The organism is Nocardiopsis sp. FIRDI 009 (assembly GCF_003386285.1).
Taxonomy (GTDB): Bacteria; Actinomycetota; Actinomycetes; order Streptosporangiales; family Streptosporangiaceae; genus Nocardiopsis.
The window spans coordinates 116,917-142,522 of record NZ_QPNC01000016.1; the positions used below are offsets into that span (position 1 = coordinate 116,917).

Here is a 25,606-nt window from a genome sequence, read left to right on the forward strand (position 1 = left end):
GCGTCTCCGCGGTGTCAGCCGATCTCCCAGGTCTCGCTCTGGAGCGGCAGCGGGAGGAAGCCCGCCTTGTCGGAGACGATCTCGCGCACCTGCTCGATCGGGGTGATCTCCAGGGGGCCCTTCCCGGGTGTCCCGTCCGTGTCGGCCGCCGCGGGGGAGGCGGCCAGGGAGGCGACGGCGGCGCCGGCGGCGAGGGTGAGGGCGAGCTTGGTGATCCGCATCGGAACTCCTGTGAGTGGGCTTGTCCGCGTTGACGTGAACAAACCTAGGAACCCGAGTTTGCCCGGCCTTATCTCCGTGCTATCGGGTCCTCCGGGATGCAGGTCAGGCGCCGGACGTCGGCGCCGGGACCTTCCCGTTCGGGGTCGCCCCCCGCACGTTTTCCCGGGTGGCCCCCGGTCGTGCGGCCGCATCGCGGCTTGTGTACATCCGATAGCCCGTTGATAGGACCCATGACGGCGCCGCTCACCGGGGAGAACCTCCCGCCCTGTGGCGGGGCACCGGGCGGGAGGACGGCCGGGCCGACGGTCCGGTGGTTCACGGAAGCGGGTGGGGACGGCCGGACGGCGTCCCCGAGTGCCGGGCCTCGCACCCGGTGCGCTCGACCGCCGAGTCCAGGCGCACCCGGTTCCAACTCCACGAGGGTCGCTCGTCCATCCGCAGATGCTGGTAGCCCACGGGGATCACCTTCACCGCGCACCAGCCCATCCGCCTGAGCGGTTCGGGCAGCCGCGGGGTCAGATCCACCGCGACGGGGTCGCCGCCGTCGGCGAGAATGCCCTGGAGCAGGCGGTCACAGTCCACGGGACCGGGCGGCTCCGGACGCTCCCCGGGGACGAAGCCGCCGACCCAGTCGCGGACGCTGGCGTACCCCTCCTCCGTCAGCAGGTACTGGATCCGCTCGTCCTCGTTGGTGATGGGTCCGTCCAGTCCGTTCGCCCCGAACGCGCTCCGGCTCAGGTCGAGCGCCGTGCGCACCTGCCAGGCCTCCTGGAAGGCGCCCAGCAGGGCCTCCCAGGGGCGGTCCGAGACCTTCAGCCCCACCGTGGCCAGGGCGCCCGGGCGCGCCGAGCCGACCAGGGCCGCCACGAAGCACCACACCTCGGGAACCGCGGTCGGCAGTCTGGCCAGTGCCGGGGCCAGACCCTCGCCCCGTGCCAGCGTCCACAGCGACATCAGCGCGGAGCGCGTGCCCCCGGACCGCGCGTCGGCGGGCGCGATCTCGTCGGGGTCGGTGAAGGAGGGCAACCGCAGCCCTCGCTCCCACGCCACGGTGATCGCGTCGCGCTCCAGAACCTCCAGCAGCGCCGACCGCAGCGCCATCTCCGGCGTGCTGCCCGCGGCGGCGCCCGACGGTCCCGGATCGAAGTGGACGGACTCGACCGGGTCGGCGGGCCAGTCCACCAGAGGAGCGGGAACCATCACGGGCGCCGAGTCCCGGAGCCTGCGCCCCTCGTACCAGGTCAGATCGGCGTCAGCGGCCGCGGGATCCCCCAGACCGATCCCGTCGCCGTGGAAGTGCAGGGCCGGGTGGGGGAGGTCGGCCGCCCGGCCCCGCACCGGGACCAGGCCCGGTACGGGGTGCAGCGCGAAGCGCTCGACCGCCTCGCCGCTGCCGCGCAGGAGCGCGTCCGAGCGCGAGTGGCCGTGCGCGCCGACCATGCGGGCGGACAGGGGCGTGTCCTCCGCGGTCATGCCGGGCGGCGGGTGCAGCTCGACACCCGCACCCCACAGCGGGTTGTCCGGCAACCGGGGAGGGGTGAGGGCGAGCAGCCGGGTGATCTCACCGGCGGGACCCAGGGTCCGGGTCACGTCGATCACGGGCGCGCCCCCCGTCGGGTGAGGGCCGGCACACGGAACGGATCGTGCGCCGGGCGTCCCTCCGGGGACCGCGCACCGGGTCCGGAGCGGAGGAAGGGCAACGGGTTCAGCCGGCCGCGGGCCGTGGCGTCCAGCGCCAGCAGGACGCCGGCCGAGCCGGTGGCCAGGTCGGTGGACAGCCGGTGGTTGTGGTCGCCCAGGAAGTCCAGACGCCCCTCCTCGACCGAGATCGCCTCCCACCCGAAGGCGTTCAGATGGTCGCGGAGGCGAGCCACCGTGTTCTCGCCCGGGTTCAGGTGGTTGAGCGCGACGACCGCGCCCGACCTGCCGTTGAACATGCCGTTCGAGACGACCAGCTGGGACTCGGTGCTGGTCCGCAGCTTCCTGAGAGCCGACGCCAGCCGGGGGTCGGCGCGGTGCCGGAGGAGTTCGTGGGCCACGATCGCCATCCCGGCGCCGCCCGCGAGGCCGTTGGGGAAGGTGACCCGTGGGCCGCTGTCCCGGTTGGCCGCGACGAGCGCGTCGTAGTCGGCGCGGAACTCGTGCTCGGCCGCGTCCAGCAGCGCCGTGTCGCCCGTGCGCTCGTACAGGCGCAGGAGGAACAGCGCGTGTCCCGTGCGGCCGTGCAGGAGTCCCGAGCGCTTGACCCCGGCGCCGTCCCGCTCGGTGATGGTGTCCGCGATGTCCAGGGCGCGGGCGAGATAGCCGTTGGTCTCGGTGATGTCGGCGAAGTGAGTCAGTGTCAGACCCAGGCCCGCCAACCCCTCCAGGAGGTTGCCGCTCACGTCGTCGTGCGGGCCGAGGAGCGCCGACTCCAGGAACGCCTCGCCCTCGGGGCGCAGACCGATCCTCTCCAGGGTGTAGGCGACCCCGCTCAGCCCCGTGTAGAAGCCCGGGCCCACCTCCTCCAGCTGGTGGGCGTGGTCGGTCAGCCAGGTGACGTGCTCCACGGGGACGGACTGACCCGTCTCGTGCAGCGCCCACAGCACTCCGGCGGCACCGTAGGCGAACGTCACCCCGCCGCCCTGGTTGAGGAACTGGAAGGCGTCGCCGGGGTAGAGGCGGTCGTCGCGCTCGGGTGTGGCGGCGTCGACGATGCTGGCGGCGATCCGTGACCGCAGCGAGGGCTCGAAGGGGTCCTGGGGCCACACGGGGGTGTGCTCACCGGGCGGAAGGACCTCCTCGCCCATACCCCGCTCGATGCTCTCCACGAAGCCGTCGGGCAGGGGGAAGTGCGTGGTCGCCAGCTCGATGAGTTCGCGGATCTTCCCGGGGCCCCACGGAATGATGTGCGGGGCGGGCGCGAAGAGGGCCAGGCGCAGGCACGCCAGCCCGAACAGGTCCACCTCCGTGCCCGACAGGTGGTCGGGCGCGTAGAAGCCGAGCGCGCCCATCGACTGGCGGTAGCCCGCGTCCACGCGGGTGGCGGTCTCCATGTCGATGAAGGCGATGCTCCCGTCGTCCTTCACCAGGACGTTGCCGGGGTGGACGTCCCCGAAGACGACACCGCGCTCGTGCATCGCCTCGACCCCCCGGACGATCTGGTCCAGGATCTCCAGGGCCCACTCGGTGTAGGCGGCACGCTCCTCCGCAGTGTTGTCGCCTCCCATGAAGGGGTGCCGGGCGAACACCGCCTGGTTGAGCGGCACCCCCTCGACGAACTCACGGGCGAGGAAGTGGTGCTCGTGGCCGATGCGGTGGTCGTACAGCCGCGGGACGCTGGGCAGGTCCGCGAGCCGTTCCAGGGCCCAGCGCTCCTGCTCCATCCGCTGGGTGGCGTCGGCGCCGGAGGTGTCCAGCCCGGCGAGCGGACGGGCCTCCTTGAGCAGTACCTCCTCCCCGGTTCGCGTGTCGCGGGCCAGGTAGACACCGCCCCCGTTGGAGAAGTGCAGCGCCTTGTGGGCACGGAACGGGAAGTCCTTCAAGGTGCCGGAGTTGCGCTCGGCGAGCGCGTCGGCGATGAAGTCGGGCAGCTTCACCCAGGAGGGGGTGCGGAACCCGGGCCTGCGCTCGTCGGGGACCAGGCGGCCCTCGGGGTCCTCGATGCCGGGCACCAGGGCACCGTGTTCGTTGCGGGCCAGGCGCAGTGTGAAGCCGCCATAGCGTACGTACAGCGGCCCGGAGCGCCACCGCAGGTCACTGAGGATGTAGGGACCCTCTTTCCCGCCGATCCGCTCGTCGAGGTCGAGCAGGGTACGGTGCAGCTCCTCCTCGTTCGCGGGGTAGATGGTGACGAACTTGCCGCTGGCGGTCCGGTCCCCGTACTTGCTGCTGCGTCGCGAGAGCACCGAGGGGCTGTTGAGGTGCTTGAACGGCAGTCCGTGCTCGACGCAGTAGGGCAGGACGGCGTCCAGCAGCTCGGCGGCGTTCTCCGGGGTGGCGGAGACGTGGATCTTCCACCCCTGGAGGGGCATGTCCGCCTCGGGCGGGGTGCACACCGTCCACTCGCGGCCGCGCTCGGAGGACCAGTCCGGTCCCGGTGGCGTACCGGGTGGGCGGAAGTCGTCGGTGACGTCCTCGGGGGCGGGCTTGTCGTAGAAGAGAGTGCCCTCGGGGCAGAAGTTCAGGTAGCGGAAATCCTGCACGGTGGTGTGTTCCTTCCTGCTCGGGAGAGGGGACGGGCGTGTTCCGCCGGGAGACCGTGCCCGGATCGGCGGGCCGCGCGGTGGTCTGTCAGGGAATGAAGGGGGCGATGTGGTGGCGGTGGACGTACTCCCACAGGGGGATGCGGCCAGCCGACACGACGGCCGCCCCGGTGGGTTCCTCGGGCGGCGCCTCGACGTCGAGGCGGTAGCCCTCGGCGGCGAACTCGGGGTCGTCGCCGAGGATGACGGGGATGAACGCGGACAGGGGGGCTCGGACCCGCTCGGAGACGGTGGTGTCGACGGTCGCCGTCCCGTTGTCGCGCTGGAGCACGAACCCGCCGCGCATGAGGTCCACCTTCTGGCCCTCCGCGATGGCGGAGGTGTCGGTCCCGTCGAGGAAGACCAGGTGGACCTGGTCGTCGTGCGCCACGTAGGCGCCGGACAGACTGTGGGAAACCGGTGTGAAGAGGGCGGCTCCGCAGGCGCCCGCGAGGAGTACGGTCGTCGCCGCGATCCGCCACCGGGGAGCCCCGGAGGAGCGGACCTCGCGCGCCAGTCCGAGCAGGCCCCGGCCCACGAGGTAGAGCGCGTAGGCGACGCCGAGCACCATCGCGGTGAGCCCGACCAGGCCGCTGCGCTGGAGCAGGTCCGTCCACAGGGCCAGCGCCGTCACGATGAGGTATACGGGGAAACCCATGCAGGCCAGCCCGAACGGAACCGACCACGGGCGCCGGATCTCCCGCTCGTACCGGCCGCCGAACAGCAGCCGGGCGAACCAGCGCCGGGCGTCGGTCATCGCGCGGTCGCGGAGGAACGGCAGATCCAGATGGCTCATCAGGGCGATGTAGCCGTCCAGTTTGACGAAGGGCAGGAAATTGAGGATCCCCGCGATGTAGCTGACCAGTGCGAAGACGAGGACGCCGTTCTGGGCTCCGGGTGATGACACGAACAGGGCGCCGAGGGACGCGGCACCGGCGATGACCGTCTGGGTCGCCACGCCCGACATGGCCACGCGGACCCGCTGGTACCGGTGGGGGAGCCGCCAGCCGTCGGACACGTCGCAGAAGAACGCGGGTGTCAGGTAGAAGAGCATGACACCCATCCGGCTCGGCCGTCCGCCGTAGTAGCTCAGGGTGGCGGCGTGACCCATCTCGTGAAGGGACGTCGACACCAGGAACGCCACCAGGACGCTCACGTACACCGCCAACGGCAGCGGGCTGCTCAGAGCGCGGCCCAGGTCGGCGTGCTGCACGGCCAGCGCCAGGAGGCCGCCGACCGAAAGCAGGATCGCCAGGGCCGCGGTGCCGCGGTTGGCCGACGCACGGATCAACGGGTCCAGGCGATCCATCAGCGCCCCCGGCCGGACCAGGGTGAACTGGACGGTGAAAGGAGGGACGAAGTGGATCAGCGGCGTGGCGGGCGGGGCGGTCGCGGTCCCGTCGTCGATCAGTTTCAGGGAGTCGAACTTCGCGACGGCCCTGGACACCGAGTCCTCGGTCCACCCGAGGTGGTGGGCGAGGTCGGTCCTGTCCCGCCGACCGTCGAGGGCACGGGCGAGCCTGGCGGCGTCCGCCCCCACCCGGTAGTAGCGTTTGCCCCTCTGGATCACCCAGGTGCCGTCATCCTCGGCGGGGGCGTGGACGGTGACCCCGGGAGAGGTGCGCGGCCGCTCCAGGTGCGGTGCGGATGTCGGTTCGGGGGCGGTGGTGGTCATGCCACGTCCCGGGAGGTCAGGAGGCGGTTGCCCGCCAGACCGGTGACGGCCAGCCAGCCGCCGATCACGGCCAGGGCGGCCGGCACGGAGAGCAGTTCGGGCTTGCCGTCGAGGTAGACCGAGCTCATCGCGATCGACATCAGGTACTTGGCGACCTCGGGCACGGCGCGCAGCAGATAGGGCTCCAGCCCCACGGTGACCAGGGCCAGGACCAGGACGGTCGCGACCTGGTTGCGGATCAGCCAGCCGAGGAAGACGCCGAAGGGCGCGGCGAGCGCGGTCACGGCGAACACGCCCAGGGCGGTCTGGTAGGCGGTGGTGGTCATCTCCGGGTCCATACCGTTCATCGGCATGAACACGTACGGGGAGGCCAGGGCCACGCCCGCGGTGGCGGCGCCGAGCAGGACACCCGCTCCGGTGCCGACGACCGTCTTGGCGGCGAAGAGGCGGTCACGCCCGCCGCTGAGGAGGACCGAGCGGCTGACCGTTCCGCTGTTGTACTCCCGGGTGACCATGACTGCGCCGAGGATGGACGCGAACAGGTGCATCATCATCCACGCACGGATCACCGACTCCGTGACCGTGGCGGTCGCCTCCGGAGTCAGGGCCGACGCGTCCTCCACCTCGGCGGCAAAGCCGTAACTGGCGCTCAGACCGAGCGCCACGCCGCCCAGGGCGACATACAGCCAGGTGCGCGTGCCGGCGAGCTTGCGCGCCTCGGCGGCGATCACGTTAGGCACTGACCTTCTCCTTCTCGTTCTCGGAGCCGACCAGGGAGAAGAACCGCTCCTCCAGTCGCTCGTCGGGGCCGCTGACGAGGCCGCTCAGCGGCCCGGAGTAGCGGAGGGACTTCTGGATGACCACGACGTCGTCCACCGTCTGCTCGACCTCGGCCAGCAGGTGGCTGGAGATCAGCACGGTGCGGCCCTCGTCGGCCAGACGGCGCAGGAAGCCGCGCAGCCAGCGGATGCCGTCGGGGTCCAGGCCGTTGACCGGTTCGTCCAGGACGAGGAACTCGGGATCGGCGAGCAGGGCGCCCGCGATGGTGTGGCGCTGGCGCATACCGGTGGAGTAGTCCTTCACCCGGCGCTCGGCCCGGTCGCCCAGACCGACCAGCTCCAGGACCTCGTCCACGCGCCGGTCGGGGAGCCCGAGCATCCGTGACCAGACCCGGAGTTCCCTGCGTCCGCGCATGTCGGGGATGGAGTTCACGCCGTCCATACCGACGCCGACGCGGTGCGCCGCGTCGGGGAGTGAGGCGTAGGGGCGACCGAAGACGGTGGTGGTGCCCTCGGTGGGCCGCGCCAGGCCGAGCAGCATCTTCAGCGAGGTCGTCTTCCCGGCTCCGTTGCGTCCCAGGAGGCCGGTGATCCGTCCGGGGCGGACGTCGAAGGTGATGTCGTCGACCGCCGTGGTCGAGCCGAACCGCTTGCTCACGGAACGGAAGCTGGCCGCGTACTCGCCGCTCATCGTGTCACCGTCCTGTCGTGGTCGGCTGCGGCGGCCCGTCCGGTCCCGCCGCCGTGGTTGTCGGCGCGGCAGCCGCGCCGGTCGTGGTTGCTCATGGGGTGCTCCGGTTGTCAGCGAGGGCCGGGCCGGCCCCTCGGTCTCCCCGAGGGGAGGGCCGAGGGGGCCGGCCTTGGCGGATGACACACGTGGTGTCGGAGTGGCGGCCCGGGCACGCGTGCCCGGGGGCGCGTTCGACCGTCGAGATCAGGTGACGGCGACGGAGGTGGCGACGGAGGCGCTGATGGTGGTGCCGATCGACACCCCGGTCCAGAAGCCCGGGGCCTCCAGGGGCTCCAGCTCCTGCATCTCCAGTTCCACGTTGGTGTTCTCGGCCGGGTTCGCGGCGGCCGTCTTCTCGTCGGACATGGGGTCTACCTCTCGTGTATCCGTGGGGTGATGGCCCGTTCGGACCGGTTCCGGTGGGTCGGTGAGGGGATCAGGTGACGGCGACGGAGGTGGCGACGGAGGCGCTGATCACGGTGCCGACACCGACTCCGGTCCAGAAGCCCGGGGCCTCCAGGGGCTCCAGCTCCTGCATCTCCAGTTCCACGTTGGTGTTCTCGGCCGGGTTCGCGGCGGCCGTCTTCTCGTCGGACATGGGGTCTACCTCTCGTGTATCCGTGGGGTGATGGCCCGTCCCGGCCATCGGGTCGGGGGAGGCGTGGGGGCCTGGGCGGCCCCCACCACCGGAGGAGGAGCCGGGGATCAGGTGACGCTCCAGGCGACGGAGACGATGCTGACGCCGACGGACACGCCGCTGACGGTCGCCCAGCCCGGGGCCTCCATGGCCTCCAGCTCCTGCATCTCCAGTTCGAGGTTCACGTCGGTGGCGGGCGTGTCCTGCTGCTTGCGGGAGTCACTCATGGGGTGCTTCCTCATTCCTTCGGGTGTCGTGTGTTTCTTCCGACCGCTTCCCGGGGCCGTCAGGCCACGGGAGCGGAAGTCTCATCGGGTACGCCCCGGTCCTCGCGGACCGCTCGGGCGAACAGGTCGCGTACCTCGTGGGTGCGCAGGCCGCCGAGCATCGGCAGCCCGGCTCCCCAGGAGCGCATGACCCGGCTGGTCGCGGCGTCGAGCCGCTCGGGGGTCGTGACGATGTCCCGGTCCACCAGCCATGCGTCGGTCAGTGCCGCGATCCCGGCCGCGGGGTCGGTCGGCAGGTACGGGTCCGTGGCGAGGATCCGGTCCCAGATCCGGGCCAGGCGGCGCGCACTGCCCAGGCGGGTGTCGCCCTGCGCGATCCGCTCCCAGAGGACCGGCCACAGCGCGGCGATCGCGTGCACCTTGGACAGGCCCAGCTCCGAGGAGAGCTCGTTGCCGAGCAGCCATCCCTTGACCGCGTACGGATCGCGTCCGAGGTTGGTGTCGCCGATCTGGCTCTGCCCGCTCAGCTCGGCGATCCGCAGCCGCGTCGCGCCGTCCACCGGTTCGCCCGCCGACCTCAGCCGCCGGACTCGGTCGCCCACCCGGACCAGGCGGACGGCCAGGTCCTCGGTGAGCGCGTCGGGCTCCGGCAGGTCGGCGTGGTCCCCCACGTAGGGGCTCACGGTGCGGAAGAGCGCTTCCAGTACGCCCTCCGAGACCAGGCGGACCGGGAGCGTCCCGGTGGCCTCGGTGGTCAGGACGGAGGCGGCTGGCCGCAGGCACGGGCCGGTGACGAGGCGTTTGCCTCCCGCGTGGGTCACGCAGGCGACCGTGCTCAGCTCCGTCCCCGTACCGAGGGTGGTCGGGACCGCGACGACGCGGACCGAGGTCCCCAGGTGCGGGGGCAGGGCCACCATGCCGCTGCGCTGCGGGGCCCGGACCCTGTCGTGGGCCTCGGGCGAGCGGCGGAACAGGACGGCGAGCTTGGCCTGGTCGACGACGGTTCCGCCGCCGACCGCGATGACGAGCTCGTTCTCGCCGAGGCTCTCGGCCAGGGACTCCACCGTGCCGAGGTCGCTGTCGGAGGTCGCCGTGAGCACGCGCGGGGTGACTCCGGCGCGTCCCACCCGCTCCGTCACGGTCGTGGCGACCGGCTGTCCGGCGATCGCGGGGTCGAACAGGACCGTGATCGCACGGGATCCGTCGCGGCGGATCCAGTCGGCCAGGCGCTCGACTGCCATCGGGGCCGGGGGCACCGGGTAGGCGGTGGTCATGCCGTCACCCCCGTGGCCGGGCGGGTCGAGAGGGCCGCGTGGTGGGAGAGGACGCCCTCACGCACCGCGCCGAGCAGTTCCTCCAGTTCCTCCTCGCCGTAGGTCAGCGCGGGGATGAGCTGGACGCCGCCGGGTCCGGGATGGACGAGTGCGCCCGCGTCCCTGACCGCCGCGACGAGCGCGGCGACCTCCTCCCCGGACAGTGGTGACCCGTCGGGGCCGACCACCCCGAGGGTGCGGAAGCACCCCATCCCGGTGGCCTCGGTGACCTGCGGCAGCTCGGCGACCAGCGCGTCCATCCCAGCGGCCAGGCGCTCACCGAGGGATCGCGCCCTGGCCACCGCGTTCAGCCGCCGCATCTCGGCGATGGTCGCCGAGATCGCCGCGCAGGGAACCGGACTGCCGCCCTGGGTCTCGGCGTGTGTGAGGACCGCGTCGTGTTCGGCGAACCGTTCGGCCACCCGCCGGGAGGCGATCACCGCCGAGGCCGGGCAGGTGCCGTTGGTCAGACCCTTGGAGGTGATGAGCAGGTCCGGTTGCCCGGGCCATCGGTGCGTGGCGAAGAAGGCGCCGGTACGGCCGAAACCGGTGGCAACCTCGTCGGCGATCAGGAGGAACCCGTGTTCGTCGCGCAGCCTCAGGAGTTCACAGACGTACTCCTCGCTCAGCGGGACGGTTCCCGTCCCCTGTACCGGTTCGACCACGACGGCCGCGATCCGTTCCGCGCCGCGGGAGAAGAGGGTCTCCAGGTCGGTGACGGAGTCGGGTTCCACGTGGCGTACCAACCTCTGGTCCACGCCGTAGACCCGCTGGCCGAGCTCCTCGCCGGTCAGGGCGAAGCCACCGAAGGTCAGACCGTGGAAACTGCCGCGCATGCTCACCACGAGGTCGCGCCGGGACTGGCCGGCCAGGGCGTGGAAGTGCCGGGCCACCTTCATGGCCATGTCGTTGGCGGCGCCCCCTGAGGAGGAGAAGAGGACCTTGGCGTAGTGGTCCGGCCCGGCGACCTGGACCAGGTCGTCGGCGGCCCGGCGGGCGTAGACGTTCTCGTAGCGGAAGGCGCTCAGGTAGGAGGCCTCGCGCATGGCGTCGGCGACCGCGTCGGCGATGGCGTCGTTGCCGTAGCCGAGGTTGACGTTCCACAGGCCGCTCGAACCGTCGAGGAGCTCGCGGCCGTCCGCGTACCGGATACGGTGCCCCCGCGCGGAGACCCCGCACAGGGAGTCGTCGCCGTGGGCGCTGGCCGGTGTCAGGTAGGGCCAGAGCGTGGAGTCGGTGGTGTTCATCGTGCGAGCTCCGCTTCGAGCAGGGTGCCCCGGTGCCGGGCATCGGGATCGGACAGGGCGTGGTTCTCCACGACCCGGAATCCGGCGTCGGTGAGTTCGGACCGCAGGAGGCCGCTCGGGACCACCCCCACCCGGCCCGTGTAGACCGGCACGGCTTCCTCGGGGAGCGGTTCGGGCAGGACCGTCACGGTGCGGTGGTCGGCTCCGTCGACCCAGTGGTCGTACAGGCGGTAGGCCGCGCCGCTCGCCCCGGTCACCGTCGAGACCACCTCGTCGGGGCTGCCCGGTCCGTCCCCGCGGTCCAGGCAGGAGACCAGCAACCGGCCGCCGGGGGCCAGGTGCGCGGCGACGCTCCGGTAGAGGCCCCGCCGGCCCTCGGGGGACAGGAGGGTGATCGACGTCGTCCCGAGCACGACCGAGCCGAAGGCGGTGCCGAGGTGGAAGTCGCCCATGTCGCCACGGACGACGCGGCACCGTTCGCGCAGTCGCCCGGGGGCTTTGGCGAGCCGCTCGGCGAGCAGGTCGAGCATGTCCTGGGACAGGTCCAGGGCGGTGACCTCGGTACCCGTCGCGAGGATCGGGAGGGTGATGCGCCCCGACCCGGCGGCCAGGTCCAGTACGGGTCCGGGGCGGCCCCGGATCAGTCGGACCAGGGCACGGACCTCCAGGAGGTCGTCGGCGGACAGGTCGTGGTAGACATGCGCGCCCTCGGGGCCGTACATGTCCTCCAGCCGGGCGCGTTCACCCAGAGAGGCGACCAGTCGCCCGGCGGTTCCGGGAGGGGCGAGCGGGGTCGGGGCGGCGGTCATCGTCCTCACACCCCCGCGAGCGCGGCGGTCGGCGCGGCACCGGAACGGGAGAGGAAGTCCTCCACCCGCGCCAGCGGCCCGAGGGGCGCGTACTGGGCGGCACGGTCGCGAGAACCGGTCGAGACCAGGAGTTCGGCGGCCGAGGCCGCGACGTGCTCCAGGACGAAGACCTTGCGGGTACCCGGGTCGTAGACGTATCCGCTTTCGCTGTTCCACATCACCACCGGGGCGCGGTCGTCCCTCAGGTCGGTGTCGTGGCCCTCGCCGGCCAACCCCTCGGTGATGCGGCCTCCGAACCCGGAGACGCGCAGGTCGGCGATGTTGTTGAGGTTCATCGTCCGCAGGGCCTCGACGACGGTCAGGTAGCGCCCGAGCCAAGGCCGTTCGCGCAGTGCCGCGGCGCGTTCGGCCTCCGGGACGGCCTCCCCGAGGCAGACCGCGCAGGGGGCGGTGCTGTCCCCGTTGGCCCGCCCCCAGGCCGCCCGCAGGGCCGAGAGCGAGTCACCGACCCGGCCGATGCCGGAGCCGCCGGGCGCGGTGGAGATCCGGCCCTCGGGGGACACGTGGAGGCGCAGTCCGGGACCGTCGATGCCGGGGCCGTGTCCGAGCCCGGGGACATCGGCGAAGCGGAGGGCCGGGGCGATGGCGAAGTCGGGGAAGACGCCCTCTTCGAGCGCCCGGTCGGCGTCGGCCAGGAAGAGCCGGAAATCCTCCGTGTTTCCCACCCGGACCAGCGTCGGCCCGAGGATCGACATGAACTCGCTGGTCGCGTAGTCCTGTGTCTGGAGGAAGAACTCGTCACCGAGGGACGCCTCGCCGCCGGGCTCGTCCAGGCTTCCGTCGAACCCCACGACACCCGGGGTGTCGTACGTTCCGGGGGCCAGAACCACCGTTCCGGTGCCCACCAGGTCGCTCCCGATCACCTCCGGGAGGTGTCCCGGGTCGGAGACCACGATGGTCGCCGCTCCGTCGGTCACCGCCGTGGCGGGAGGCTCCTGGCCGGTGCCCCACGACATGAGGTGCTGTTTGATCCGCCTCAGTTCGCTTCTGTCCATCGTCCCGTTCCCTGTCGCTGTCTGTGGGTCCGCCCGCCGGTCTCCGGTCACCGCGTCACCGCCGCGAGGATGGTTCGCAGGTCGGACACGGCCTCGTTCTGACCGTGCGTCTTGTGCACTCCGGTCGTGTTGAGGACGATCTCGTCCACGCCCGCTTCCTCGTACTCCCTGAGGAGTGCCGTGACGCGGTCGGCGTCGCCGCTCACGAAGGCGTTGCCTTCGACCAGGGCCCGTGCGGCGTCCTCGGGGGAGCCGCCGTCCACGCGGACCCCGGCGCGCCGGAGCATGTCGATGTAGTGGGGGGCCTGGAGGTGTGCCGCGTTGCTGGCCAGGGCCAGTTCCTCCGGGGGCGACCCCGGCCTGGCCAGGGCCACCGGCACCATCGCGGTGATCCTGGGCGCCGACCGTCCCGCCCGGTCGGCCCCCTCACGGATCGCGGGGGCGAGGACGTCCCGGATGTAGGCGGCGGGGGTCAGCCAGCTGATCGCCACGTCGGCGACTTCTCCGGCCAGCCGCGCCATGCCCGGTCGCAACACCCCCAGCCCGACGTCGACCCGAGGGGCCGCGCAGGGGGGCAGTTGCGCCCTCACCGTGAAGTAGGTGCCGTCCTGGTCGACGACGTCGCCGTCGAGGAGTCCGCGGACCGCGGTGAGGTACTCCCGTGCCGCGGTCAGCGGGCTGCGGTAGGGGCTTCCCATGACGCTGGCCTGGAAGGGCCGTGCACCGGGTCCGTATCCCGCGACCACGGAGCGCCCCGTCGCCATCGCCACCGAACGGGCCTGGAGGGCCGCCTCGTAGGGATGGCGGAGCGGCATGAGGGTGACCCCGAATCCTGTCGGCACCCGGAAACCCGCTCCGGCGGCGCTCACGAAACCCTGGTGGGGCTCCATCATCAGGGCCTGCCCCTGCCACAGCCGCTCGGCGTTCGTCCAGTTCACCAGTGCGGCCAGCGGCAGGATCTGCTCGGTCCGGCGCGGGAGAAAGGGGACGAGCACCGAGTAGGCGGTCATTCTTCTTCTCCTTGCGGGTGTGCGGTCCGCGGCGCTCTCCGTGCCGCGTTCTTGCTGACGGGTATGAATCTGCCAGGTCGGCTTCGCGTGGATTTCGCACCCGCCTCGCATGGCTGACTTTTTCGAGATTTCTTTGTTTGCCCAGTTCAGGATGGTTGAGTTGGTGGGATCCGGCTGTGGCATCGGTCTTTTTCGCATGGCTTTCACGTGTGTGAGGGCGTGGGGAAAAGGGCCGGTGATCAGGGAAATAGGTTCTGGATAGTGCGCGGATGCCGCCGGGAGTGAGGGTGTGAGCGTGGACGATGCCCCCGTTCCCCGAGGCGTCCTCCGTCCCACGTTCCGTAGAAGGAGTGACCATGAACCCTGAGCCCCTGGTCCAGACACTGGGCTGCTGCCGGGTGGACGGTGCACCGGTCAAGCACGGTCGAGCCCTCGAACTCGTCGCCGTCCTGGCGCTGTCGAACGGTTCGGCGCCGCGGGACTGGCTCCTGACCAGTCTCTTCGAGGGTGACCCGGCCCCCTCCAGCCTGCCGACGCTCGCCCTGCGCGCGCGCAAGATGGGCATCGACGTCCGGTACGACCGCGACCGCGCCGTCTACCACCTGGAAGGAACCGTCCGTTGCGACGTCGCGGAGGTCCTCGGACTGTTGGAGGAGGGGAGACTGGCAGAGGCGCTCACCCTCTACGGGGGGCCCTTCCTGAGCAGGAGTTACAGCCCTTTCGCTGTCCAGACTCGCGATCACGTGGAGCAGCGCATCGTGCGTGTGGCCATCGACAGCGGCGACATCCAGCTGATCGAGGCGGCGGACAGGCTCGTCAAGCATCCCGAGCTGGGCGAGGAACTGGTGCGTCGGGGCGGCGACAAGGTGTCCGCCGCTCTGAGCCGCTCCTGGCTGTCGGGCCTGGAAGCGGTCGTGTGAACACACGTGTGGGGCTGGCGGAGATCTCCGCCAGCCCCACACGTGTGCCCGGGTCCCCATCGCTCCCGTGCCGGGATGAGGATGAGGGCCCGGGGCCGGTTATCCGGCGCTTCGGGCGGTGCGCTGGACCTGGCCGAGGCGCCCGACGGACAGGACGATGCCGACGACCGCCACACCCATCAGGGCGAAGCGGAGCGGCCCGTCGAGGGCGAAGACGGAGAAGCCCCCGATGACGGCCATTGTCGCGAGGATGCTGCCGAGAACCGGGGTGGAGCGGTGCCATGTGTTGTCCGACACGTGTCTCATCCTTTCCGTGGTTGTGCGCGCCCAGTGCGGGCGATCCGCGCGCACCGGTCTGGTGCGGGCACGTGCGCGGGGGTCGTGCCCGGCCCGGAGCAGTGCGCTCCGCTGGCGCGGTGGTTGCGTTCGGGCAGTGTGCCAAGGGTGCTTCACACGGCCTTCACGCCCCGGGACACCGGAAGGATCCGCGGGAAAAATCTCGGGCGGGGTGTCGATCCTCGCCGGTCCCGTTCGACGTGTGGGTGAGAGCGGGGGATGCGGCCCCCGCGCACCACGGAGAGGGTGAACACCATGCGCTACCTGATGGCGATCATGTCGGACGAGAACGCCGAGGCCGGGAAGGTGCCGCCGCCGGAGGTCTTCGAGGCGATGGCGGCCTACAACGACGAGCTGGTCAAGGCCGGGGTCCTGCTCGCGGGCGAGGGGCTGGCACCGAGCTCCGAGGGGGCGATCGTCAGCTTCCGCGACGGCCGGGCGACCGTGACCGACGGCCCGTTCACCGAGGCCAAGGAGGTCATCGCCGGATACTGGATCCTCCAGGTCTCCTCCCGCGAGGAGGCGATCGAGTGGGCCAAGCGCTGCCCGCACCCGCCGGAGGGCGACGACACCGTCCTCAACCTGCGGCTGCGGCGCATCGCCGAACTGGAGGACTTCGGCGACGAGGTCCCCGAACACGTCAAGGAGCGCGAGCGGGAGCTGCGCGCCCAGGGGTACGAGAACGGCTGACCGCCTTCGCGCGGGAGCCCCGAGGCGGTTGCGGCGGTGTGGCTCACCCTGCTGGGATGGGGGTGTGAGCCACACTGACGCGACCCGCGCCGTGGAGGCGGTCTGGCGGATCGAGTCGGCCCGCCTCGTCGCCGCGCTCACCCGCATGGTCGGTGACGTCGGCCTCGCCGAGGAGTTCGCCCAGGACGCCCTGGTCAGCGCCTTGGAGAAGTGGCCGGAGGAGGGGGTGCCCGACGCCCCGGGCGCGTGGCTGACGACGGTCGCCAAGCGCCGGATCCTCGACCGCTGGCGCCGCGACGAGCGGTTCCGACTGCGCATGGCCGACCTCGGCCGGGAGACCGGGGAGAACGACGGACAGGCGGAGTTCGACGCGGTCCTGGAGGAGGACTACGGCGACGACCTGCTCCGGCTCATGTTCGTGTGCTGCCATCCGGTGCTGTCCACCGAGGCCCGGGTCGCCCTGACCCTGCGCCTGCTCGGCGGGCTCACCACCGACGAGATCGCCCGGGCCTTCCTCGTCTCCGAACCGACCGTCGCCCAGCGCGTCGTCCGGGCCAAGCGGACCCTCGCCAGGAGGAGGGTGCCCTTCCAGGTGCCGTCCGGGCAGGACCGCGACGCCCGGGTCTCCTCCGTCCTGGAGGTCCTCTACCTGATCTTCAACGAGGGGTACACGGCCACGTCCGGGCCGAACTGGATGCGCACGGACCTGTGCGAGGAGGCCATGCGCCTGGGCCGGGTGCTCGCCGGGCTGCTGCCCGAGGAGCGCGAGGTCCACGGGCTGGTCGCGCTGATGGAGCTCCAGGCGTCCCGGTTCCGCGCCAGGGTGGGGCCCGACGGCGTGCCCGTCCCGCTGCTGGAGCAGGACCGCTCCCGCTGGGACCGGCTGCTCGTCAACCGGGGCCTGGCGGCCCTGGAGCGGTCGCTGCCCGAGCGTCCCGGCGACGCCAGGGGACCGTACTCGCTCCAGGCGGGGATCGCCGCCGAGCACGCGCGGGCGGTCACGGCCGAGGACACCGACTGGACGGCGATCGCCGTGCTGTACGCCGCCCTGCTCAGGATGACCGGTTCCCCGGTGGTGGCGCTCAACCACGCGGTGGCGGTGTCGATGGCGGTGGGGCCGGGTCCGGCCCTCACCCTCGTCGACCGCCTCCGTGACGAACCCGCCCTGAGGGGCTACCACCTGTGGTCCTCGGTCCGCGGTGACCTGCTCTCGCGGTTGGGACGGGGGGAGGAGGCGCGCGCGGAGTTCGAACGCGCCGCCGCCCTCACCCGCAACGAACGCGAACGGGACCTGCTGCTGGAGCGCGCACGCTCGGTGTGAGACGCGCCCGACCGGAGCGGGCGCCGCTCAGAAGGCGGGCGGGCCGGGCTGCTCCACCAGGGCCGGGTCGATCCGCCCGGTGAGGTGGTCGACGGCGACGTTGGCGTGCAGGCGCGTCCCCGTGGCCAGGATCGAGTCGTCGGCGTAGAAACCGGGGTTGTGGTTGGCCGCGGCGCCCCGCTGGCCGGGGATCGCGCGCAGGACGCCGTCGACGTACTCGGTGTCCTGACAGCCGAGCATGACGTACACGCCGCCGAACGCGTTGACGAACTCGGACACGTCGTCGTAGCCGAGGGTGGCGTCCGTACGCTTGACCCTCTCTTCCCCGACCACCCTGCGCAGCGTGGGCAGTGTCGCCGCCGTCCACGCCGGGGTGTTGTCCACCGGCGGCACGTCCTGGAGGAAGTCTACCTTCGCCGTGCAGCCGTGGGCCCGTGCCATGTGCTCCGCCGTGCGGGCCAGGTGGTCGCGCACGGTGTCCATGTCACGGGGGTCCAGGCACCGGACGGTGCCCCACAGCGTCACCGAGTCGCCGATGACGTTGAACCGGCCCACGTCCTCCACGTGGCCGATGGACACGGTGATCGGGGAGGCCGCCGGGACCTGCCGGTAGATCTGTCCGCAGGCGGAGACGATGTCGGCCGCCGGGGGCATCGGGTCCACACCCAGCCACGGCGTCGATCCGTGCGTCTGCTGGCCGCGGACGGTGATCCGCACCAGGCACGACGCGGCGTACTGATGGCCGACCCGATAACCGACGATGCCCGTGGGCAGCGGGACCACGTGCAGGCCGAACACCATGGTGGGGGCGGGGTCGAGCAGCGCCGGGGAGGCGACCATCGCGCGGGCCCCGCCGTCCTCGTCCACCGGAGGACCCTCCTCGGCGGGCTGGAAGACGAACAGGACCGTGCCCGGAAGCTCCGAGCGCAGGTCGGACAGGACCTCGGCGGCGCCCATGAGCATCGCGGTGTGGCAGTCGTGGCCGCACACGTGCGCCACCGGGAACGGCCCGCCGGGGTAGTCCTCGTCGATGACGGTGGAGGCGAAGTCGACACCGCTGTCCTCCCTGACGGGGAGGGCGTCGACGTCGGCGCGCAGCGCGACGACCCGGTCGCCGGGCAGGCCTCCCCGGAGGACGCCGACGACGCCGTACCCGGCCACACCGGTCCTGACCTCGTCCAGGTTCAGCGAGCACAGGTGCCGGGCGATGAGGGCGGCGGTGTCCCGCTCCCGGTTGGGCAGTTCGGGGTGCGCGTGCAGGTGGTGGCGCCAGCCGACGAGCTTCGACCCGATCGCCGCCGTGTGCCGGTCGACGGCCTCCCACAAGGACTCCACGTCCGCGACGGTCCGACTCATCATGGCTCCTCCCGGCGGCGTTGTGGCCACGGTAGACCGGGCTTCCTCCCGGTTGGTGTAAGCGCGGGCAAACGCTGTCCCCCGGGTGGTCCGCCGCCGGGATTCTGCCCAGAGCAGGGAACCCTGGCGCGCCCCGGCGGCGAGCCGCCAGACTGCCGCGCATGAGACTTCTGATCCTCGGTGGTACCGAGTTCGTGGGCAGGGCCGTGGCCGAGGACGCCCTGAGCAGGGGCTGGGACGTCACCGTCTTCCACCGCGGCCGCCACGCCGCGCCCGAGGGAGCCGCGGCCCTGCACGGGGACCGCACCGAGCCGGGCGGGCTCGCGGCCCTGGAGACGGGGGAGTGGGACGCCGTCGTCGACACGTGGTCGGGCGCGCCCTCCGCCGTCGCGGCGGCGGCGCGGCTGCTCGACGGCCGGGTCGGCCACCACACCTACGTCTCCAGCCGGTCCGTGTACGTCCACCCGGCCCCCGCCGGGCTGGACGAGGGCGGGCCGGTGGTGGCCGCCTCGCCGGAGGACGACGGCGCGGCCGACTACGCGCGCGCCAAGCGGGGCGGCGAACTCGCGGCCCAGGCGGTCTTCGCCGACCGGGCGCTGTCCGCCCGTGCCGGGCTCATCCTCGGCCCGTACGAGAACGTCGGACGCCTGCCCTGGTGGCTCACCCGGATCTCCCGGGGCGGCCCGTTCCTGGCCCCGGGGCCGCGTGAGCTGCCGATCCAGTACATCGACGTCCGCGACCTGGCCGCGTGGACCCTCGACGCCGCCGTGTCCGGCCTGGGCGGGCCGTACAACCTGGTCGGCCCACCCGGCCACGCCAGCATGGGCGACCTGCTGGACGCCTGCGTGGCGGTGACGGGCGCCGACGCCGAGCCGCGCTGGACCGACCCCCGGACCATCCTCGACGCGGGTGTCGAGCCCTGGTCCGACCTGCCGGTCTGGCTGCCGCCCGGCGAGCTGTACGACACCCTGCACCGGGGCGACGTGTCGCGCGCCCTGGCCACGGGTCTGCGCTGCCGCCCGGTGGCCGACACCGTCGCCGACACCTGGGCGTGGCTGTGCGCCCTGGGCGGTCAGGCGCCGCGCCGCCCGGACCGGCCCGCGCTCGGCCTGGACCCGGAGGTGGAGGCCAAGCTGCTCGGACTCTGAGCCCCCGGAACGCGGCTCGGCCCGGCAGCCGCGGCCTCACGCCGCCCGGTCGGCGGGCCGCCGGGAGGTCACCGGCGGGTCCGCGGCGACGGACGCCTCCAGCTCCGCCAGCCGCCGACGGGTGCGGTCGTCCACGGGGGTGATCGTGGCGAGCTGCACGGTCCGGGACCGGTCCAGCCACAGGCGCGTGAACCGCCCCCGCAGGAGCCCGACCCGCGGGTTGCGAAAGCCCCTGATCCGGGTGTCCGTGCGCTGGACGTCGCGGCGGTTCCACAGCTCCTCGAAGAGCGCGGACTCGCGGCACAGCCGGTCCACGAGGCCGGTCCACGCCGGGTCGTCGAAGTGGCCGGCCATCGAGGAGCGCAGCCGGGCGACGATGCTCGCCGACACCTGGTCGTGGTCCTCGTACACCTCGGCCCACGACGGGTCGAGGAAGTTCAGCACCGCGCAGTTGCGGTCACGGGTCGGCCACTCCTCGATGTCGCTGATCAGGTGGCGGTAGGTGCGGTTGTGGGCCAGCACGTCGAACCGCGTGGTCTGCACGCACGCGGGCAGCGGGAGGAGCTGTTCGAGCACCGCCAGGTGGTCCTCGGTGACCGTGTGCAGGCTGGTGTCGTCGAGGGTGGCGTCGTCCCCGGCCAGGTTCAGCAGGTGGGCGTGCTCGTCGGGGTCGAGCCGCAGCGCGCGGGCCACCGCGTTGAGGACCTGGGAGGACGCGTTGATCGGCCGTCCCTGCTCCAGCCACGTGTACCAGGTGACCCCCACGCCGGAGAGCTGGGCCACCTCCTCCCGCCGCAGACCGGGGGTGCGCCTCCGCCCGAGGGAGGGCAGTCCGACGTCGGCCGGGGTGACGCGCTCGCGGCGGCTGCGGAGGAAGGCGGCGAGTTCCCGCCTGCTCTGGCCGTCCATGGCGAGGTGGCTCCCTCCGTCGGGCACCGGGTGGTGCTGGTACCAGGATAAGTGGACTCCTGGTACCAGGATGACAGTCGCCCGACAGTGGACCGGTGACTACGAGAACCATCCGGGTCCGCCCGGCGGGGGAGGAACCCTGCCCCGCCGGTGCGCGCCGGGAACCATCAGAACTGCGCGGGCCGGGGCTGCTGTCCCTGCTCGTCGGCGGCTTCGTCGCCACCTACACCTTCTCCAGCGTGAACGTGGCGGTCCCTCACATCGCGTTCGACCTCGACGCCTCCCCGGCGCAGCTCGGGCTGGTGATGGGGGTCTACGCCACCTGCTTCGCGCTCCTGCTGATCATCGGGGGCAGGCTCGGCGACGCGTTCGGCCGGCGGCGGCTCTTCGTCGTCGGCCTGACCGCCTACGTGCTGACCTCCCTGGTCGCCGGGCTGGTCGGGGGCGTCGAGTGGCTCATCGGCGTCCGCGGCGCACAGGGCCTCGCGGCGGCGCTGATGGTGCCGCAGATCCTGGCCACCATCCAGGCCACCACCCGCGGGTCCGCCCGGCTTCGGGCGGTCGCGCTGTTCAGCGCGGCCAGCGGGCTGGGGACCGCCGCGGGCCAGGTGGTCGGCGGGGTGCTGCTCAGCGCCGACATCGCCGGGACCGGCTGGCGCTCCGTCTTCTGGTTCGGCGCCCTGCTGGCCCTCGTGGCGCTGCCGGGCGCCCGCTCCCTGCCGAGGACGGGGGCCGCCGGACGCGGTGAGGCCGACGCGGTCGGGACGGCCGTGCTCGCCGTCGCCCTGCTGGCGTTCCTCCTCCCCGTGACGATCGGCCCCGAGGACGGGTGGCCGCCGTGGACGATCGCGTCGCTGGTGCTCTCCGCCGCCGCGTTCCCGGTGTTCTGGTGGTGGGAGCGCCGCCGCGAGCTCGGCGGCGGACTGCCGCTGGTGCCGCCGAGCGTGCTCGGGCACCGCTCGCTGCGACTCGGGCTGGTGATGGCGTGCGTGCTCTTCGCCGGATACGGCGCGTTCATGTACGTGTTCGCGCTGACCGTCCAGAGCGGGCTGCGGCAGAGCCCCCTGGTCTCCGGTCTGACGCTGCTGTCGTTCGCGGCGGCCTTCGCCGTCGTGTCGATGAACCTGGGCGTGTTCCGGCGGCGGTTCGGCTCCGCGGTCATGACGGTCGGGGCGTCGGCGCACGTCGTCGCGCTGCTGGGGGTCGCGGCCGTCGTCGTCCTCGGTTGGCCGCACCCGTCACAGTGGCTGCTCCAGCCGCTGCTCGCCGTGCTCGGCGCCGCCCAGGCGCTGATGTTCACCCCGCTGCTCAGCGCGGTGATGGCCGGGGTCCCGAGATCGGTCGCGGGGCTGAGCGGCGGACTCTTCTCGACCGTGCAGCAGGCCGCCCTGGCGCTGGGGGTCGCCGTCTACGGCGGCGCCTACACCGGGGCCCTGCCGGAGCTGTCGCACGCGGGCGCCTTCGGGACGTGCCTCGCCGTGCAGGCGGCGACGTCGGTCGCCTTCGGGCTGATGGCGCGGCGCCTCGGGTCAGCGGGGCACCGTGATCACGGATGAGGATGTGCGCGCCCTCGAAGATGAGGACGGGCGCGTGTCAGACCGTCCCGGCGGGGACGATCCATGAGGTGGGCTGGCCGGTGATGGCCGCGATGAGGTCGTAGTCCTTGTCGTAGTGGATCACCGTCGCACCGTGGATTTCCGCGGTCGCGGCGATGATGAGGTCGGGTAGGGGGCGGCGGTGCTGACCCTTGCGGGCCAGTTCGTGCTGTACCTCGATGGCGCGGCGCATCGCCCGGTGGTCCGTCTCCAGCCAGGGCAGCTGTTCGTATCCGGCGCGGAGACGCTCATAGTCGGTCGTGTTCCTGGCCGAGTACAACAGCTCCAACGCGATCATCTCGCACATGGCGATCGCGTTGCCGGGTGAGACGAGAGCCCGGAGGGCGTCCCTGGCCTCCGGGCTCCGCTTCACCAGCTCGTAGGCCGACTTGTCCACGAGGTAGAGGGTCAACGCCAGGCTTCCTTCATCGTCTGCTCGTCGAGGTCGAGGTCCATGCCCTCGATGAGATCGAGGAACTCGTGTGACCTTCTCCGCGCGGCGACCTCGCGAAGGGCCTTGTTCACGGTCTCCACCTTGCTCTTGGTGCCGAGTTCCTCGGCGGCAGCGGCCAGGGCCTTGTCGTCGATATCGATGACGGTTCTTGACATCTCATGAATCCATTCTTTGATATCAGATCTATCCACCAAAGGATATCATTCGAGTGTGCCCAGTGACTGGTACACGACGCGGGGCCGTCCTCCCTGGAGGGGGAGGACGGCCCCGCGTGCCCTGGCGCGGCTCCGGTCAGACGGCGGGCTCCTCCGCCCGCTTCGGGGTCACGATCAGTCCGTCGTTGGCGCCGTCCACGTCCACCACGACCGTGTCCCCCTCGGCCAGCTCACCCGACAGCAGCTCCCGGGCCAGCGGGTCGCCGATCGAGGACTGCACCAGGCGGCGCAGCGGTCGCGCGCCGTAGTTCGGGTCGTAACCGGCCAGCGCCAGCCACTCGCGGGCCCCCGGCGTCACGTCCAGCTCCAGCCTCCGGTCGGCCAGCCGCCGCCGCAGCCTCTCCACCTGGAGGTCGACGATGCGCGTCAGATCCTCCGTGGACAGCGCGTCGAACATGATCACGTCGTCCAGCCGGTTGAGGAACTCCGGCTTGAAGGTCGACCGCACCACGTCCATCACGCGCTCCCGGCGCTGCTCCTCCGGCAGCGCCTGGTCGACCAGGAACTGCGACCCCAGGTTCGAGGTGAGGATGAGGATGGTGTTGCGGAAGTCGACGTGGCGGCCCTGGCCGTCGGTCAGACGGCCGTCGTCCAGCACCTGGAGCAGCGTGTCGAACACCTCCAGGTGCGCCTTCTCCACCTCGTCCAGCAGCACCACGGTGTACGGCCGGCGCCGTACCGCCTCGGTGAGCTGGCCGCCCTCCTCGTACCCCACGTAGCCGGGGGGCGCGCCGACCAGGCGCGACACGGAGTGCTTCTCCGAGTACTCGCTCATGTCGATGCGCACGATCGCGCGCTCGTCGTCGAACAGGAACTCCGCCAGCGCCTTGGCAAGCTCGGTCTTGCCGACACCGGTCGGCCCCAGGAACAGGAACGAACCCGTGGGCCGGTCCGGGTCGGAGATCCCGGCGCGGGCGCGCCGCACCGCGTCCGACACCGCGGTCACGGCGGCCTTCTGGCCGATCAGCCGCTCCCCCAGCTCCTCCTCCATGCGCAGCAGCTTGGAGGTCTCCCCCTCCATGAGCCGCCCCACCGGGATGCCGGTCCACGAGGAGACGACGTCCGCGACCTCGTCGGCGCCGACCTCGTCCTTGACCATCGTGTCGCCGCCGGAGCTGGCCGCCGCCTCCTCCGCGTTGGCGGCCTCCTCGATCTGCTTCTCCAACGCCGGGATGTCCCCGTACATCAGCCGGGACGCCTCGGCGAAGTCGCCCTCGCGCTGGGCCAGCTCGGCGCGGGTGCGCAGGTCGTCCAACTGGCCCTTGAGCTCACCGACCCGGTTGAGCCCCGCCTTCTCCTGCTCCCAGCGGGCGATGAGCGCGTTGAGCTGCTCCTGCCGGTCGGCGAGGTCGGCGCGCAGCCGTTCCAGGCGCTGGACGCTGGCCTGGTCCGACTCCTTGGCCAGCGCCATCTCCTCCATCTTCAGCCGGTCGACGGTGCGCTGGAGCTCGTCGATCTCCACCGGGCTGGAGTCGATCTCCATCCGCAGCCGGGACGCGGCCTCGTCGATGAGGTCGATCGCCTTGTCCGGCAGGAAGCGCGCGGTGATGTACCGGTCGGACAGGGTCGCGGCGGCCACCAGGGCGGCGTCGGAGATCTGCACCTTGTGGTGCGCCTCGTAGCGGCCCTTGAGCCCGCGCAGGATCGCGATCGTGTCGGCGGCCGACGGCTCGCCCACCATGACCTGCTGGAACCGGCGCTCCAGGGCGGGGTCCTTCTCGATCTTCTCCCGGTACTCGTCCAGCGTGGTGGCGCCCACCATGCGCAGCTCGCCGCGCGCCAGCATGGGCTTGAGCATGTTGCCCGCGTCCATCGCGCCCTCGGCCGCCCCGGCGCCGACCATGGTGTGCAGCTCGTCGATGAACGTGATGATCTGGCCCTCGGACTCCTTGATCTCCGAGAGCACCGCCTTGAGCCGCTCCTCGAACTCGCCGCGGTACTTGGCGCCCGCCACCATCGCCGACAGGTCCAGGCTCACCAGCCGCTTGCCCACGAGCGACTGCGGCACGTCACCGGCCACGATCCGCTGGGCCAGCCCCTCCACGACGGCGGTCTTGCCCACGCCCGGCTCGCCGATGAGGACCGGGTTGTTCTTGGTCCGGCGGCTGAGCACCTGGATGACCCGCCGGATCTCGCTGTCGCGGCCGATCACCGGGTCCACCTTGCCCTCGCGGGCCCGCTCGGTCAGGTCGACGCCGAACTTCTCCAGCGCCTGGTAGGTGTCCTCGGGGTTCTCCGAGGTGACCTTCGCCGACCCGCGCACCCGCTCGAACGCGTCCAGGAGCGCGTCCGGGGTGGCGCCGACCTCGTTGAGCAGCCGCTTGGCCTCGCCGCCGTCCGTCGCCAGCCCCACGAGCAGGTGTTCGGTGGAGACGTACTCGTCCTCCAGCTGCTCGGCGCGCTTGGCCGCGGTGTTGATCGACATGATCAGCTGGCGGGAGGAGTTCGGTGAACTGACCGTCGCCCCGGCCGCCTTCGGCAGGGCGCCGATCGCCGCGTCCACCCGGTCCTTGAGCGTGTCGGGGTTGGCCCCCACCTCCTTGAGCAGCGGGCGGGTCACCCCCTCCGCCTGGTCCAGCAGCGCGGCCAACAGGTGGAGCGGGTCCACCTCCGGACTACCGTCGGCGGTCGCGCTCCGGACGGCCACCGACAGGGCCTCCTGGCTCTTCTTCGTGAGCTTGTAGTTCATCTCCGGTGACTCCTTCCACCAGGGTTGTCACCCTGGGTGACATTCG

At 72.0% G+C, this 25,606-nt stretch carries 25 protein-coding genes; 5 read left to right on the plus strand and 20 right to left on the minus strand.

Annotated features, from left to right (window positions below):
- Nucleotides 1-14: 14 nt before the first annotated feature.
- The 14 genes from DVR05_RS14355 to DVR05_RS14405 all read right to left on the minus strand — a co-directional run bounded on the left by DVR05_RS14355 (nucleotide 15) and on the right by DVR05_RS14405 (nucleotide 13,927).
- Nucleotides 15-221, minus strand: coding sequence for a hypothetical protein (locus tag DVR05_RS14355; RefSeq protein WP_116246379.1), 207 nt, complete (start codon nucleotides 219-221; stop codon nucleotides 15-17).
- A 316-nt stretch (nucleotides 222-537) separates the two neighbouring features.
- Entirely contained in the window at nucleotides 538-1,821 is a 1,284-nt protein-coding gene (locus DVR05_RS14360; RefSeq protein ID WP_116246380.1) for a YcaO-like family protein, read from the minus strand.
- Complete coding sequence (gene lanKC, locus DVR05_RS14365; protein ID WP_198659184.1) at nucleotides 1,818-4,406, minus strand: class III lanthionine synthetase LanKC; 2,589 nt, start codon at nucleotides 4,404-4,406, stop codon at nucleotides 1,818-1,820. Before lanKC ends, DVR05_RS14360 begins: the two co-directional genes overlap by 4 nt.
- Before the next feature lie 88 nt (nucleotides 4,407-4,494).
- A complete protein-coding gene (gene mpaP / locus DVR05_RS14370) occupies nucleotides 4,495-6,120 on the minus strand; it encodes a daptide biosynthesis intramembrane metalloprotease (protein ID WP_116246381.1) in 1,626 nt (541 codons plus the stop codon).
- Entirely contained in the window at nucleotides 6,117-6,860 is a 744-nt protein-coding gene (locus DVR05_RS14375) for an ABC transporter permease (protein ID WP_116246382.1), read from the minus strand. The genes mpaP and DVR05_RS14375 overlap by 4 nt, the downstream gene beginning before the upstream one ends.
- Complete coding sequence (locus tag DVR05_RS14380) at nucleotides 6,853-7,590, minus strand: ABC transporter ATP-binding protein (RefSeq protein WP_116246383.1); 738 nt, start codon at nucleotides 7,588-7,590, stop codon at nucleotides 6,853-6,855. Before DVR05_RS14380 ends, DVR05_RS14375 begins: the two co-directional genes overlap by 8 nt.
- Nucleotides 7,591-7,833: 243 nt before the next feature.
- Nucleotides 7,834-7,995 (minus strand): daptide-type RiPP, encoded by a 162-nt coding sequence (locus DVR05_RS27035; RefSeq protein WP_198659185.1) that lies wholly within the window; start codon nucleotides 7,993-7,995, stop codon nucleotides 7,834-7,836.
- A gap of 70 nt (nucleotides 7,996-8,065) precedes the next feature.
- Nucleotides 8,066-8,227, minus strand: coding sequence for a daptide-type RiPP (locus DVR05_RS27040; protein WP_198659186.1), 162 nt, complete (start codon nucleotides 8,225-8,227; stop codon nucleotides 8,066-8,068).
- A gap of 107 nt (nucleotides 8,228-8,334) precedes the next feature.
- Nucleotides 8,335-8,493: a daptide-type RiPP gene (locus DVR05_RS27045; RefSeq protein ID WP_198659187.1), complete on the minus strand. Its 159-nt coding sequence runs from the start codon at nucleotides 8,491-8,493 to the stop codon at nucleotides 8,335-8,337.
- 59 nt (nucleotides 8,494-8,552) lie between these two features.
- A complete protein-coding gene (gene mpaC / locus DVR05_RS14385; RefSeq protein WP_116246384.1) occupies nucleotides 8,553-9,767 on the minus strand; it encodes a daptide-type RiPP biosynthesis dehydogenase in 1,215 nt (404 codons plus the stop codon).
- Entirely contained in the window at nucleotides 9,764-11,053 is a 1,290-nt protein-coding gene (mpaD, locus tag DVR05_RS14390; protein WP_116246385.1) for a daptide-type RiPP biosynthesis aminotransferase, read from the minus strand. The genes mpaC and mpaD overlap by 4 nt, the downstream gene beginning before the upstream one ends.
- A complete protein-coding gene (mpaM, locus tag DVR05_RS14395; RefSeq protein ID WP_116246386.1) occupies nucleotides 11,050-11,862 on the minus strand; it encodes a daptide-type RiPP biosynthesis methyltransferase in 813 nt (270 codons plus the stop codon). Before mpaM ends, mpaD begins: the two co-directional genes overlap by 4 nt.
- Nucleotides 11,863-11,867: 5 nt before the next feature.
- On the minus strand, nucleotides 11,868-12,917 hold the full coding sequence (gene mpaB, locus DVR05_RS14400; RefSeq protein ID WP_116246387.1) for a daptide biosynthesis RiPP recognition protein: 1,050 nt from the start codon (nucleotides 12,915-12,917) through the stop codon (nucleotides 11,868-11,870).
- Between the two features lie 47 nt (nucleotides 12,918-12,964).
- Nucleotides 12,965-13,927 carry an LLM class flavin-dependent oxidoreductase gene (locus tag DVR05_RS14405; protein ID WP_116246388.1) on the minus strand — a complete coding sequence of 321 codons (963 nt, stop codon included), beginning with the start codon at nucleotides 13,925-13,927 and terminating at the stop codon, nucleotides 12,965-12,967.
- A gap of 356 nt (nucleotides 13,928-14,283) precedes the next feature.
- On the opposite strand from DVR05_RS14405, the gene DVR05_RS14410 reads away from it, so the two are divergent.
- A complete protein-coding gene (locus DVR05_RS14410; protein WP_116246389.1) occupies nucleotides 14,284-14,847 on the plus strand; it encodes a hypothetical protein in 564 nt (187 codons plus the stop codon).
- A gap of 99 nt (nucleotides 14,848-14,946) precedes the next feature.
- Here the strand turns inward: DVR05_RS14410 and DVR05_RS14415 are convergent, their stop codons facing one another.
- Complete coding sequence (locus DVR05_RS14415) at nucleotides 14,947-15,144, minus strand: hypothetical protein (RefSeq protein ID WP_116246390.1); 198 nt, start codon at nucleotides 15,142-15,144, stop codon at nucleotides 14,947-14,949.
- Nucleotides 15,145-15,438: 294 nt separating this feature from the next.
- Between DVR05_RS14415 and DVR05_RS14420 the strand changes: the two genes are divergently transcribed.
- Entirely contained in the window at nucleotides 15,439-15,873 is a 435-nt protein-coding gene (locus DVR05_RS14420) for a YciI family protein (RefSeq protein ID WP_116246448.1), read from the plus strand.
- Nucleotides 15,874-15,937: 64 nt separating this feature from the next.
- A complete protein-coding gene (locus DVR05_RS14425; RefSeq protein WP_116246391.1) occupies nucleotides 15,938-17,194 on the plus strand; it encodes an RNA polymerase sigma factor in 1,257 nt (418 codons plus the stop codon).
- A gap of 27 nt (nucleotides 17,195-17,221) precedes the next feature.
- On the opposite strand, the gene DVR05_RS14430 is transcribed toward DVR05_RS14425, so the two are convergent.
- Nucleotides 17,222-18,550: a M20 family metallopeptidase gene (locus tag DVR05_RS14430; protein WP_116246392.1), complete on the minus strand. Its 1,329-nt coding sequence runs from the start codon at nucleotides 18,548-18,550 to the stop codon at nucleotides 17,222-17,224.
- A 161-nt stretch (nucleotides 18,551-18,711) separates the two neighbouring features.
- Here DVR05_RS14430 and DVR05_RS14435 point away from each other — a divergent pair, with 161 nt between their 5' ends.
- A complete protein-coding gene (locus tag DVR05_RS14435) occupies nucleotides 18,712-19,698 on the plus strand; it encodes an NAD-dependent epimerase/dehydratase family protein (protein ID WP_116246393.1) in 987 nt (328 codons plus the stop codon).
- Between the two features lie 36 nt (nucleotides 19,699-19,734).
- On the opposite strand, the gene DVR05_RS14440 is transcribed toward DVR05_RS14435, so the two are convergent.
- On the minus strand, nucleotides 19,735-20,607 hold the full coding sequence (locus tag DVR05_RS14440) for a helix-turn-helix transcriptional regulator (protein WP_116246394.1): 873 nt from the start codon (nucleotides 20,605-20,607) through the stop codon (nucleotides 19,735-19,737).
- A 95-nt stretch (nucleotides 20,608-20,702) separates the two neighbouring features.
- Here DVR05_RS14440 and DVR05_RS14445 point away from each other — a divergent pair, with 95 nt between their 5' ends.
- Nucleotides 20,703-22,163, plus strand: coding sequence for an MFS transporter (locus tag DVR05_RS14445; RefSeq protein ID WP_116246395.1), 1,461 nt, complete (start codon nucleotides 20,703-20,705; stop codon nucleotides 22,161-22,163).
- Nucleotides 22,164-22,200: 37 nt separating this feature from the next.
- Here the strand turns inward: DVR05_RS14445 and DVR05_RS14450 are convergent, their stop codons facing one another.
- The 3 genes from DVR05_RS14450 to clpB all read right to left on the minus strand — a co-directional run bounded on the left by DVR05_RS14450 (nucleotide 22,201) and on the right by clpB (nucleotide 25,560).
- Nucleotides 22,201-22,614 carry a PIN domain nuclease gene (locus tag DVR05_RS14450; protein WP_116246396.1) on the minus strand — a complete coding sequence of 138 codons (414 nt, stop codon included), beginning with the start codon at nucleotides 22,612-22,614 and terminating at the stop codon, nucleotides 22,201-22,203.
- Nucleotides 22,611-22,811 carry a type II toxin-antitoxin system VapB family antitoxin gene (locus DVR05_RS14455; RefSeq protein WP_116246397.1) on the minus strand — a complete coding sequence of 67 codons (201 nt, stop codon included), beginning with the start codon at nucleotides 22,809-22,811 and terminating at the stop codon, nucleotides 22,611-22,613. Before DVR05_RS14455 ends, DVR05_RS14450 begins: the two co-directional genes overlap by 4 nt.
- Before the next feature lie 136 nt (nucleotides 22,812-22,947).
- Nucleotides 22,948-25,560: an ATP-dependent chaperone ClpB gene (gene clpB, locus DVR05_RS14460; protein WP_116246398.1), complete on the minus strand. Its 2,613-nt coding sequence runs from the start codon at nucleotides 25,558-25,560 to the stop codon at nucleotides 22,948-22,950.
- Between the last annotated feature and the right edge of the window lie 46 nt (nucleotides 25,561-25,606).